At 43.4% G+C, this 12996-nt stretch carries 12 protein-coding genes; 5 read left to right on the top strand and 7 right to left on the bottom strand.

What is annotated here, in order from left to right; all coding sequences use genetic code 11:
* Positions 1-21: 21 nt before the first annotated feature.
* The 7 genes from B9N78_RS10180 to B9N78_RS10150 form a co-directional block, all read right to left on the bottom strand.
* Positions 22-594: an anthranilate synthase component II gene (locus B9N78_RS10180; protein WP_085101857.1), complete on the bottom strand. Its 573-nt coding sequence runs from the start codon at positions 592-594 to the stop codon at positions 22-24.
* The gene (locus tag B9N78_RS10175; protein ID WP_085101855.1) at positions 578-1990 is read right to left on the bottom strand and encodes an anthranilate synthase component I family protein; all 1413 of its coding nucleotides are present in this window, start codon (positions 1988-1990) and stop codon (positions 578-580) included. Before B9N78_RS10175 ends, B9N78_RS10180 begins: the two co-directional genes overlap by 17 nt.
* Before the next feature lie 114 nt (positions 1991-2104).
* Entirely contained in the window at positions 2105-2881 is a 777-nt protein-coding gene (locus tag B9N78_RS10170) for a prephenate dehydrogenase (protein WP_245805519.1), read from the bottom strand.
* A gap of 1 nt (position 2882) precedes the next feature.
* Positions 2883-4217 (bottom strand): 3-phosphoshikimate 1-carboxyvinyltransferase, encoded by a 1335-nt coding sequence (gene aroA, locus B9N78_RS10165; RefSeq protein ID WP_085101851.1) that lies wholly within the window; start codon positions 4215-4217, stop codon positions 2883-2885.
* Positions 4218-4252: 35 nt separating this feature from the next.
* A complete protein-coding gene (gene pheA / locus B9N78_RS10160; protein WP_085101849.1) occupies positions 4253-5356 on the bottom strand; it encodes a prephenate dehydratase in 1104 nt (367 codons plus the stop codon).
* A 4-nt stretch (positions 5357-5360) separates the two neighbouring features.
* Positions 5361-6344 (bottom strand): 3-dehydroquinate synthase II family protein, encoded by a 984-nt coding sequence (locus tag B9N78_RS10155; protein ID WP_085101847.1) that lies wholly within the window; start codon positions 6342-6344, stop codon positions 5361-5363.
* 17 nt (positions 6345-6361) lie between these two features.
* A complete protein-coding gene (locus B9N78_RS10150) occupies positions 6362-7159 on the bottom strand; it encodes a 2-amino-3,7-dideoxy-D-threo-hept-6-ulosonate synthase (protein WP_085101845.1) in 798 nt (265 codons plus the stop codon).
* Positions 7160-7753: 594 nt separating this feature from the next.
* On the opposite strand from B9N78_RS10150, the gene B9N78_RS10145 reads away from it, so the two are divergent.
* From B9N78_RS10145 to rarD, 5 genes are all read left to right on the top strand, one after another.
* Positions 7754-9067, top strand: coding sequence for an ammonium transporter (locus B9N78_RS10145; RefSeq protein ID WP_425429860.1), 1314 nt, complete (start codon positions 7754-7756; stop codon positions 9065-9067).
* A gap of 28 nt (positions 9068-9095) precedes the next feature.
* Positions 9096-9425, top strand: a complete 330-nt coding sequence (locus B9N78_RS10140) for a P-II family nitrogen regulator (protein WP_085101841.1) — start codon at positions 9096-9098, stop codon at positions 9423-9425.
* A gap of 141 nt (positions 9426-9566) precedes the next feature.
* Positions 9567-10799 carry an EAL domain-containing protein gene (locus B9N78_RS10135; protein WP_085101839.1) on the top strand — a complete coding sequence of 411 codons (1233 nt, stop codon included), beginning with the start codon at positions 9567-9569 and terminating at the stop codon, positions 10797-10799.
* 151 nt (positions 10800-10950) lie between these two features.
* Positions 10951-11976: a DUF481 domain-containing protein gene (locus B9N78_RS10130; protein ID WP_085101837.1), complete on the top strand. Its 1026-nt coding sequence runs from the start codon at positions 10951-10953 to the stop codon at positions 11974-11976.
* A 115-nt stretch (positions 11977-12091) separates the two neighbouring features.
* Positions 12092-12988, top strand: coding sequence for an EamA family transporter RarD (rarD, locus tag B9N78_RS10125; protein WP_085101835.1), 897 nt, complete (start codon positions 12092-12094; stop codon positions 12986-12988).
* The last annotated feature ends 8 nt before the right edge of the window (positions 12989-12996 follow it).

Genomic DNA, 12996 nt, shown 5'->3' with positions numbered 1-12996 from the left:
CCTTAGATTAATGATGGTTGATTAAATATTTCCCTCAAGGAAGTTCTTCAAAAGTTTCGGTCCGTCAGGAGTTAAAATAGACTCCGGATGAAACTGAACTCCAGCCCAAGGGCGATCTTTATAGCGAAGCCCCATGACTTCCTGCTGATCAGTCCATGCGGTCAGTTCCAGAAGATCAGGAGCTTCATCAACATTCACTACTAAAGAGTGGTAACGGCAGACTTCAAAAGGATTATCTAGTCCGCTGAACAGTCCATCATTATTGTGATAAATCATTGAAGTTTTACCATGCATAATGCGGCCCGCACGCACAACGGAAGCTCCTGCAAAATGGCCGATAGTCTGATGCCCTAAACAAACTCCCAGAACAGGAATTTCTTTAGGAAGTCTGGCCAGAAACTCAAGACTGAGTCCTGCGTTTTCAGGATTGCTCGGCCCCGGGGAAAGGCAGACCATTTTAAGCTTTCCGGATTCAGCAAGCTCCAGAATTTCCTCGCGATCATTTCTCAGTACAAGCGGATCAGCTCCGAGCTGCTGAAAAGCCTGAACCAGATTGAATGTGAACGAATCAAAATTATCAACAAGCAAAAACATCGCCGCCCTCCGATTGCAAAATTTCTCTTAAAACTCTTGCCTTATTGTTACATTCTTTCCATTCCATTTCAGGATCGGAATCGTAAACCAGTCCGGCTCCGGCCTGCCAATGACACTTACCGTCTCTGATCCACATTGAACGGATAGTGATTCCTGTATCAAGATTGATTGAATCCTTATCCAGACCTATAAAACCGATTGCTCCGCCGTAAGGACCGCGAGGCACTTCTTCAAGCTCAGAAATTATTTCCATTGCTCTAATTTTTGGAGCACCGGAAAGAGTTCCTGCCGGAAAAGTTGCCTGCAGAACATCAATTGCATCATACTCGTCACGCAGATCAGCTTCTACATATGAAGTCATGTGCATAACGTGGCTGAAATATTCAACCTGCATAAACTTCTCAACGGTGACAGAACCGGGCTTGGCAATACGTCCAAGATCATTACGTCCAAGGTCGACAAGCATTACGTGTTCAGCCCTTTCTTTAGGATCTGCAAGAAGCTCTGCAGTATATTTTCTGTCTTCAGCAGCATTTTTACCCCTTGGACGGGTTCCGGCGATGGGGCGTACTTCAAGCCTGCCCCGTTCACAGCGGGCCATCATTTCAGGTGATGAACCGAGCAGGATTTCTTCACGGCTGAATTTCATGTAAAACATAAAAGGAGATGGATTTGCCTGCCTGAGACGGCGATAAAGATCGAAAGAATTACCGCTGAAAGGAGCTGAGAAACGGGTGGAAAGAACCACCTGAATACACTCTCCTTCCGCAATCAATTCCCGCACTTTTTGAACATTTTCCATGTACTTTTCACGTCCGGGGACAGCTACAGGCTCACCTACGACAGTAGGCTCACATTTGCTGTTAAAGTCCTGCGGAGTGAATTCCGGCTTTGCTCCTTCATCAAGAGAAAGAAAACAGCAACGGTGTTTTAAGTGATCAAACAAAACAACCCGCCCAGGTAGAGCCAAGCGGACCTCGGCATCTTTCGCCGGGATTTTATCAGCCAGCTTCGGTTCAAGCATTCCCGCAAGACCATAGCCGAATGTTCCGTAAAGCCCTCTTGTCAAAGCAGGCAGTGGACCTACTTCCTCCTGAGGATTCAAATGCAGAGCTTTCATCACAGCCCTAAGACCTTCCAGAAAATCCATGCCTGAATACTGAGCAAGCCCCGCAAGACGAGAATCCGCACATTCTACAGATAATTTACCGCGAACTGGAGACAGAACAAGTCTGAAATCCCAGGCGATAAGACTGTATCGTCCAAGTCTTCCGTCAACTTCGGCACTTTCTAAAAGTATTCCCGGTGCATTTCCAACCAGCCCGAGGTAAAGACTGATCGGCGTTTGCACGTCAGCTGGCAACCATTTGCCGTACTGAGTCAATTCAATTTTCATATCTCCTGCTCCCTTTTAAATTTTTTAAATTATCACTTACAAAAAACGCTAAATATAAAAAAAGCCGCATCCTCTGGGGAGAATGCGGCTTTACTTTTTTAAATACAGTTCTCCCTAGGTATTGTTTTCACGCCACCACCAAGAAGCACGTTCGGAAAGAAGGTCCATATCACCGGATGCAGCAAGGCTGAGGAAAGAACGGAAAAGACGAATAGCTTCAAGGCTATACTGATTTGCATCAGAAATAGTTACAAAAAGGTCACTATCCTGTGTCACCATTTTACGCGCGGACTCAAGCCTGCGTCTAAATGACGGAGTCACAAATTTTTCAATGTTAGGCAGTTCTCTCGCACATGCTAAAAAAGCTATGGTGGAACTAAAATTTAAACTTTGAATCATTGCCATTGCCCGGTCATGTTCTTCTTCAGTTGATGCGAATGCGCCGAATCCTAACCGTTTATAAAAATCTTTAACAGACTCAAGCGCGCCTTTGTCTTCTTCCCTTCCTGCAACAAGAGCAACAGTCGGCTCAAAATCAACAGGAATAGTGGCACCGAATAAAGGGTGAGTTCCTACAACAGGACCGTCATAAGCTCTGACCATCTGCTGCAACGGACGCCCTTTTACAGATCCTACGTCTGATAAAACAGATCCTTTTTTCATGTGAGGAACAATTTTATCAAGCACCTCATCCATAACCGTTACCGGAATACATAAAAGAACGAGATCGCTCACGGGAAGGAGGCGTGCCATTTCTTTCTCATCAAGAGGCTGATCAAACCGATGGACAAGCAATCCTGCCCGCTCGGCTTTAAGGGCCAGAAACCCTCCCATCTGCCCTCTTGAACCGACTACGGCAATACTATGAATTTTGCTAAAGTCAGATTCCATGTTAGCAACCATTCCCCTTTTTAACTTTATCCCATTCCTTCCAGAACTCAGGGAACGACTTTGCAACACATTCCGGTTCCTTAGCAACAGCGTCAATTCCGGCTAAGCTGAAAATAGCTGTACTCATTGCCAGTCTATGATCGTCATATGTCGAAAAAATTATTTTTTCACCTTTTTTCAGCGGTGCAGGAAAAATTTTAATAAAATCATCCCCGATCTCGGCTTTGCCGCCTGCTCTTATTATTTCAGTAGCACTGGCATCGAGCCTATCACATTCTTTAATCCGCAAATGGGCTACATTAGTTATAGTTGTGGGACTGTCAGCAAAAGCGGCTGCAACTGCTACGGTCGGAACAAGATCCGGACACAGCCCCATATCGACTTCAACTCCATGTAACTTTGAAGGATAAACTGTCACTCCGAAAGAGTCGCTTTCTATCTTCGCGCCCATAGCTTTCAAAATATCAATAATTGCCCGGTCCCCCTGCAAGGAGTCAATCGCAAGCCCTTTAACCCTGACTGGTTTAGTTCCAACCGCTCCGGCAGCTAAAAAATAAGATCCGTTACTCCAGTCACCTTCAACTTCATAATTGTCTTTTTTGTAATCAGAAGGATTCACGCGAAATCGTATTTCACCGGGGACAACTTTAGAGACTTTTCTCCAGTTTGTCTTTTTCCACTCTCCGTTCTTAAGAGCTTCTACCGAAAATGAAATTTTAAAATCTTCCATAACCTTAAGAGTCAATGCAACATACGGCCATGAAACAGCTTTTTTACCTACAACTTTAATCACAGTTGTTTTATGTGCATACGGGGCAGCCAGCAGTAGGCCTGAAAGATACTGGCTGCTTTCTTCAAGAGATATTTCAATATTACCGCCGATAAAGCCGTTAGATTCAAGTGTTACAGGCGGATATCCGTTTTTATCGGCAAAAGTAACTTTTACGCCCTGCGACTCAAGAGCTTTGGTAAGTTCTCCGATAGGACGATCATGCATTCTGGGCGTTCCCTGAATGCGGAAAACTCCTTTTCCAGCTCCTGCAATTGCTGTGATAAGCCTGCATGTAGTTCCTGAATCTCTCATTTCAAGGACAGCCGGTTCTTTTACGCCGCCGTGCGGACCATCATGCATACCTGTAACGGTAGTAGAATTCTGCTCAACATCAAACTGTGCGCCCATGGTGGAAAGGCAGTCCATAGTCCTATTGATATCGTTACTGTCCAAAGGATCAAGCACCACAGTCTGTCCGTCTGAAAAAGCCCCCGCAATAAGAGCTCTATGAGACATGGACTTTGATGAAGGAGCCTTGATTTTTATTACATTATCGGAAGTCATCCGTTTATTCCTTTTTTTAAAAATAGTTGTAAGAACTAAAGTCTACTTCCGTTCTGTGATCCGCTTGGATAACTTCCCAGAATTTTAAAAGTAAGACAGCGTGACCTGAGTTCATCAATGATGCTTTCATATTCCTCAGTGCTGAGATCGCCCTGAAGATCTACAAAAAACATATACTTCCATTTTTCACCGAGAAAAGGACGGGATTCCAGTTTAGTCATATTAATATCTTTGCCGGAGAGAACATTAAGAACACCGACTAATGCTCCCGGCTGATCAGGAGTGGTGAAAAGAATAGTTGTTTTATCCCTTTTACCTTCGATTCCCGGTTTAGGGCCGATTATTAAAAATCTTGTCCAGTTATCCGGAAAATCTTCTACAGCTTCGGACACAACATGAAGTCCGAAAATATTAGCCAGTTTGATGTTGCCCAAAGCTGCGCAGGTATCATCACCCTCTGCGACCATTGAAGCCGCCTTTGCAGTGGAATCAACCGCTTCCAGCTTCACATCAGGAAGATTGCTTCGCAACCATCCGGCGCACTGTTCCAAAACTTTTATATGTGAATATACTGTATTAATCTGATCCAGGCCTGCCCCTTTGGTAATGAGCGCATGGCTGATACGGCTATACAATTCATCCTGAATATACACGGGGTATCGCATGAACAAATCAACATTCTGCCCGACTGTTCCTGCTAGAGAATTTTCAAGGGGAATTATACCTAAATCGGCTTCACCTTTGGAAACGGCTACAAAAATGTCTTCAAAATTATTTTTCGGGACAAGGTCAGCCTGACGTCCCATGTGCTCTAATCCTGCAAAGTATGAAAATGTCCCTTCAGGTCCCAGATAGACTACTCTTTCAGGACGCTGCAACCTGCGTGATGAAGAAATAATCTCGCGATAAATGCCCTCAAGATGTTCACTTGGAAGCGGACCGGGATTACGCTCTGTCAAACCTCTGAGAACTTCCTGCTCTCTAAAAGGTTTAAAAATCTGATCTGCGGAACCTGCTTTGAGCTTACCTACCGAAAGAGATGCGGCAGCTCGCTTATTGAGAAGCTCAAGTATCTCAACATCGAGTGTATCAATTTCTTCTCTTAAGTGATTCAAATTCTTTTTGCTGGATTCTGACATTCTATTATTCCTCAACAATCTCTTCAGTAATACGCATTCCGAAATGGCGTCCAGCATCATCAAGACGGCACATAATTTCATCGCCGGGCTTGATTGTGACTACGCTTACAGGCTCGCCTTCACCGCTTACAACTCTTATTGTTTCTGCATTCTGCAAAAACACTTTACCGACAACCGGTCCCTGCGGAGTCTCAACTTCAGCTGTTATGAGCAGCATCGGCCTTACTTCAACTTTGCACCTACCGACTGTTGCAATAGAAGTCTTTCCGGTCGCATCAACGATAAGGACTTCGGTTCCGGCAGTAAGTTCCTGCAAATAAGTTGTTCTGTCTCCTGGCATTTGTGCATAAGCATGCACAGCTCCGGCATTTACTCTGAACGGACGGGCCGCGACATAAGGGTTTGATTCTGTTTCACCGTGAACAAGAAAAGTAAAACCGCTTGAATTACCAACCAGCATACCCTGACCTTTTTTTAGCATGGAGATCGTATCTACGCAGACGCGATGGCCGAGACCCGCAGATTCAATTTTGGTAATCTTAGCTTTTTGTAATTCCATATGGCCCTGACTGAGTTTAAGTTCTGCAACAATTGTCTTAAGATCATGTGCCGCTTCCGGCAAAACAACAATTGTGTCAGCTCCGCGCTCAAGAACTCCTGCGGCAAGTCTGGCACGGTCCAAAGATTCAGCCTCAAGAGCCAGACTTTTAACCTGTGCAAGAATATTTTCTACAGGAATAATTTCCCACCCTTTTGTAAGGCAGACTTCACGTCCTTCCGTCGCAAGATTTATCGCAATATCTTCATCACTTTTCTGATCAATTGAAACAAGCGGCATATCTTCCGGTGTAATTACAGTAACTCTGCCGAGTTCCGTAATAGCTTTGACATGCTGAGCATCAGCAAGAACAGCGTCGACACCGGACTCAAGAGCTAATGTCAGAAGTTCTTTATCAAAAGGAATCGCTTTAAAAATTATCTTTTTCATCATTATTTCCAATTATGTTATTCGCCGAGAAATTCGAGAGCGGCTTCAACAGTTTCGTCCTGATGAACAACTTTACTGAGAGCTTTTACCAGTTTAACGCGATTCTTATGCTGAAAAACGTTACGCCCGACAGAAAGACCGGAACCGCCTGCGCTGATTGAATCTGAAACCATCTGGAGAAATGCCCTTGTTGTATCAAGCTTCGGCCCGCCTGCAATAACAACCGGAATACAACAACCATCAGTAACACGTCTAAAAGATTCAGGATCACCGGTGTAACAGACTTTAACTATATCTGCGCCAAGCTCTTCACCGGCACGGGCGCAATGAGCAACAACTTCAGGATCGTATTCATTTTTAATTTTAGGACCGCGGGCGTAAACCATAGCGAGAACAGGCATTCCCCAACTGGTAGCCTTGGCGGAAACTTCACCGAGATCGCGGAGCATCTGTGTTTCACTTTCATCTCCGAGATTGACATGAACACTTACGGCATCAGCACCGCGGCGCAGAGCGTCTTCAACAGAACCGACCAGAACTTTAGCATTGGGAGTGGGAGAAAGAGATGTACTTGCAGAAAGGTGAACAATAAGACCTACATCCTGTCCTTCACTGCGGTGTCCGCAACGGACAAGCCCTCTGTGACCTAGAACAGCATTGGCTCCGCCGGAGACCATATCATCCACAGCCTGACGCAGATTCTCAAGTCCTGCGATCGGTCCGACGCTGATACCATGATCCATAGGAACAATTATTGTTCTTTCGGTTTCTCTATTGAAAATTCTTTCAAGTCTGATTTTTTTCCCGATATCCATTTTAGTTCTCCGGTTGTTTAACCTTACTTCAGAACCGCTTTCCTTTGGCGACCTCAGTTAAAAAAAAAGGGCCGCCGGCGAGTTATCGCCTGCGGCCCTTTAGTAGAGGTAGTTTGCTAAGACTTTTTATTACTTACGAGCAAACCTCCACCCGACCACAAGCGTGGGTGCACCAAAAGTAAAAGTAATAAAAAAATGAATGGCTAGCGCCCAGGGTGTTGAAAGTTTGCATAGGAAACACGTAACCATTCTCACCAAAAAGAGTCAACAACTTTATTTATTTTTTTCCTATCATATATAATACTCGATTATTGTTAATTTCGAGCGTCTGGCAAAACGCATACAACAAAATAATTACTTTTTTGTTAATTAGTAGGACATAAAAGTACACAAAAAAGTATATTAATACAGATTTGTAATAGAAAAAAACACCCTCTTTTAAATAAACTCAATTATATTAATAAGTTGAATACTTGGCACGGTAGATGCTTAGATAGCTGCATCCTTAAAGCAATTTACACCCTGGAGGAGGACTTTATGATTTCCAAATTTCCATCAATAGGCCGGAAAATTTCGACCATTCTCGCTGTGCTGATGCTGGCCGCGCCAACCGCGGCTTTTGCTGGGGAAGAATATCTTACTCAGACCCACGCTAACATTTTATGGACCCTTGTTGCCGCCATACTCGTTATGTTTATGCAGGCAGGCTTTGCATGTGTTGAAGCAGGATTCACCAGAGCTAAAAGCGCCGGTAACATCCTAATGAAAAACTTTCTCGACTTTGCTGCAGGTTCAATTATCTTTTTCCTTTTCGGTTTCGGACTCATGTTCGGAATTGATGCTGCAGGTTTTATAGGAACCTCAGGATTCAGTCTGGCAGGAGTAGGTCTGACCAGCCCTGACGCACAGTGGACACTGACCTTCTGGTTCTTCCAGTCTGTTTTTGCCGCAACAGCAGCTACAATTGTTTCCGGTGGTATTGCCGAACGCACAAAATTCAGCAGCTACTTCTTTGTTACTATGATAGTAACAGGGATTATCTACCCTATTTCAGGTCACTGGGCATGGGGCAGCCTCTGGCTCGGAGACTCCGGCGCAGGATGGCTTGAAGGCCTCGGATTCATGGACTTTGCAGGCTCAACAGTTGTTCACTCCGTAGGTGGATGGGTTGCTCTTGCAGGAGCTATCGTAGTAGGACCACGCATTGGGAAATACACTGCTGACGGAAAAGCAAAAGCTATTCCGGGCCACAACATTCCATTAGCATCTCTTGGTGTATTCATTCTCTGGTTCGGTTGGTTCGGATTCAACCCCGGTTCAACAACAACCGCTGACGGTTCAATCGGCCTCATCGCAGTAGTAACAAGCCTCTCCGGTTGTGCAGGTCTGCTCGGTGCAATGATAACATCTTGGATCAAATACGGTAAACCTGATATTTCGATGACTTGTAACGGAGCACTTGCTGGTCTCGTAGGTATTACCGCAGGCTGTGCAACAGTTTCCCCTGCCGGTTCAATCATAATCGGCCTGATCGCAGGTGTTCTTGTAGTACTCTCAATCGAACTAATTGATAAAATATTAAGAATTGATGATCCAGTCGGTGCTGTTTCCGTACACGGTGTCTGCGGAGCATGGGGAACATTAGCTTGTGGATTGTTCACAGTTCCTGAACTTCACGACGGTGTAGGCGGATTATTCTACGGCGGAGGTTTCTCGATCCTGACTACTCAGATCATAGGTGTTGCAACAGTCTTCGTATGGGCATTCGGCGCAGGTCTTATTACCTTCCTGCTCGCTAAAGCATTCATCGGAATCAGAGTAACAAAAGAAGAAGAAATGAAAGGCCTTGATATATCCGAACACGGAATGGAGTCTTACAGCGGCTTCCAGGTCTTCTCTAACGAATAGTCACACAATAGAAAGAGGAATGAAACAAATGAAACTTATTATTGCATATATTCGTCCAGAGTGTCTGACTCCGATTAAACAGGCTCTCTATGCCAAAGGAATCTATACCATGTCCGTAACCAACATTCTTGGTTCAGGTAGACAGGCTGGATTCACTGAGACTTACCGCGGTGTTATTATGGAAGTAAATCTTCTTAAAAAAGTACGCATTGAACTTGGACTTGCCGAAGAAAAAGTTGAGAGTGCCATTGAAGCCATTAAAGCCGGTGCCCAGACAGGTAAAGAAGGCGACGGAGTTATCTTCGTTCAAGACCTTCCAAGAACTATCAGAATCAGAACCGGTGAAGAAACTCTTTAAAATTATGTAAACGCTGACCGGGCTTTCCAGCAATGGAAAGCCCGTTATAAACAGCCCCGATGACCACCCACATCGGGTCCACCCAACCGGTCGAATGGTCTTCCACTCCCTTTCGACCGGTTTTTAATTTTATTTTAAAAAATGCTTAATACACCAACACTATCAATTCATGAAATCATCGAGAGAAATTGCTTGGCAACGATGTTTCAGCCAATCATTTCCATGAGCAGAAAATCCGTGCTGGGGTATGAAGCTTTGACGCGAGGGATCAACCCTTATACTGAGCATGTAATCTCACCGTTAGATCTGTTTGCAATGTGTGAGGATGTCGCGACGCTTACAAAGCTCGATAGAGCCTGCAGATGGAATGCCTTCAAGACCTTCGCCCCCATTTCAAAAAAAAATCGTTCACTCATTCTTTCTGTAAATATTGATGCTGCTGTGCTTGCTAAAAACACTCAGTCTTTGGGCACTACCGGGGAAATGATTAAAAAATTCGATATCCCGGCAAGCAATGTAGTTATAGAAATAATTGAATCAAAAGCAGGCAGTGAAGATGTTCTCTACAAATTCACTGAAAATTGCCGCAAAATCGGCTTTCTTATTGCTCTTGATGATATCGGCACCGGGCATTCAAATCTTGACAGAATACCTGCACTCAAACCGGATATCATCAAAATTGACCGTTCGCTGATTAAAGATATCGATTCAAAATTTCACAATCTTGAAGTCACCAGATCTCTTATAAATCTTGCAGAAAGGACAGGAACTCTTCCGCTTGCGGAAGGGGTTGAGACTACCCAGGAAGCACTGACACTTATGCAAATGGGTATTGATGTTTTTCAGGGATATTACTTCGGTAAGCCGATGTGCGCTGAAAATGTGCAAAATGACCACACTGCTCCGATTAAAGCACTGTCCTCAAGATTTAAAATTCACACTATGGAAAGACTTGCCGTAAAAAAAAGGCTTGAAAATTCTTATAAAAAATTAGCAAAAGGACTGAAGACACTCATTTCGTTAGCCCCTGACGATAATCCAGATACAGTTTTATCTTCGTTTATTGATGAGAACAGCTCAATCGAATGTGCCTATATTTTAGACGAAAACGGGAAACAGCTTTCACAGACAGTTTGCAATCCATTCAGATTAAAGGAAAACCGCAGACTCATTTATCAGCCAGCCCCCAAAGGAGCGGACCACTCTCTTAAAGAGTACTATCTGACCATCAAATCCGGTGAGAAATGGCATACCACAACCCCGTATATTTCTCTTGCCTCCGGAAACACCTGTATAACAATTTCAACAAAGCTGAATTGCAGTGTTAACAGCCCGGTACTCTGCATTGATATCAGCACCAATTTAAACGAATAATTCAGTTTATATTCTAAAAACCATCTGTTACCTTTTTTTAAGCCAACATAAATTTGGTGAAAATAGCTATAAAAGTTGCTGCCTACCTCACGCTGGCCCCCTCAACAATTCCCCAGCAGGCAGATTGCCCTTGTATTTATTAGGAGAGCTGATGTTTTTTAGAATTAAAATTATTACATTTATTTTTTTTATGATCATTGCGTCAACACCATCAGCACGTGCTGATACAATTCACCTCTTAAACGGGGACAAGTTAACTGGAAAAATTGATGTGATGACTAACGGCAAACTTAAACTCACTACGACTTATGCCGGAGAAATTGTGATAGATTGGGGCCAAGTACTGGCTCTTGATTCTGATCATAAAATGAAAATCTATATTAAGCCTGATCAAAAAATAGAAACAGCTTCATCAACAAAAGCTGAATTATCTCGAACAATTGGACACAATAAAGATATAAAAACCAGTGAAGTAGCAGCTATTAATTCCATCCCCAAAGATTATACTTTTAAAGGTGGTATAAGAGCAGGCGTGAACAAAGCTTCAGGAAATACGCGTAAGGAAAGCATTGGAGCATCGTTTGATCTGGCATATACAACAGGGAACAATCGCTGGAAGACAAGAGGTAACCATTACTGGGCATCATCAAAGGGGCAACGATCAGACTACAATTGGCTTCTGTCTGCCGATTACAATCGTTTTTTAGATAAAAAAATATTTGTCACCGGTTCTGGACAAATACAACAAGATCAATTTCAAGATCTTAAACTGCGTTCACTGGTTGGCACAGGACTTGGGTATCAATTTTTTGATAGCAAGGAGCTTGCTCTGTCAGTTGAAGCAGGCCCCGCGTATGTATGGGAAGATTACTCCACCAATGACAGTAAAGACTATTTAGCCGGGAAATGGGGCATTAATTTCAACTGGTGGGTATTCACCGACCACCTTAATTTATTCCATAATCAAATGGGATTTATCAGTTTGGAGAATTCTAAACACTGGATCTGGCAGTCTCAGTCTGGAATAATGTTTCCAATTGTAAAACGCTTTTTCGGAGCATTTCAATATAACTATGACTGGACCAACGATCCAGTTCCGGGAAAAAAACAGGATGACTCTCGCCTAATGTTTAATCTCGGCTATTCTTTTGCTGATTTTCCTTCACTTTTTGATTAATGATAACCAAAGCGACATAGCACTGAAATGAAATACCTCTGAATCCAATTTATACATATATTTCATAAATTTACATTCCACCTTAACACTCCGCGATAATTACGGATTAAACACAATGATCAACAACACCCGTAAGGGGCTGATTTATGCAGCATCCGCATTTATTATGTGGGGGATGCTGCCTATCTACTGGAAAACTTTAACGGGAATTCCTCCCCTTGAAATTCTTTGCCACCGGATAGTCTGGTCTTTTTTATTTTTAACAGTTGTTATTTCCGCAAAAAAGAAATGGATGGAAGTAATTACAGCCGTGCGGGACAAAAAAGGTAAATACCTCCTTATTGCCAGCAGCTCTTTAATCGGAATCAATTGGTATGTTTTCATATGGTCTATCAACAACAACCATGTTGTTGAGGCCAGTCTGGGGTATTACATAAACCCTCTTGTGAATGTACTGCTCGGCTTCATATTCATGAATGACAAATTGAATAAAATGCAAGGAGCTGCAATCGCCTGTGCTTTTGCCGGAGTTATGTACTCAGTCATAGATCTTGGTAAATTCCCCTATATAGCAATCACCCTGGCCATAAGTTTCGGACTTTACGGTCTTGTCAGAAAAGTTATGAAGGTTGAATCACTGCCGGGATTATTTGTTGAAACGGCCGTACTGACTCCAATTGCCGGAGGCTATTTATTATGGCGGGTATTCCAAGGCACTATAGGCATAGGCAAATTCGGTATGGAGGCAGACATCCTCCTCTTGGGAGCCGGAGTGGTGACATCACTTCCGCTTATCTGCTTTGCTATCGGGGCAAGAAACTTAAAATTGATGACACTCGGAATGTTTCAATATATTTCTCCGACTTTAATGCTTTTGCTCGGAATATTTATGTATGATGAGCCCTTCAACCAGACTCGTCTGGTAACTTTTTGTTTTATCTGGATCGGAATTGCAATCTACATTTTTGACAGCGTATATAAACATAGAAAACAAACCAAAGGTATCTCTTAAAAAACAAT

The sequence above is a fragment of the Desulfovibrio gilichinskyi genome (genome assembly GCF_900177375.1).
In the GTDB taxonomy this organism is placed as follows: domain Bacteria; phylum Desulfobacterota; class Desulfovibrionia; order Desulfovibrionales; family Desulfovibrionaceae; genus Maridesulfovibrio; species Maridesulfovibrio gilichinskyi.
This window is presented reverse-complemented; position numbering and strand designations above follow the sequence as displayed.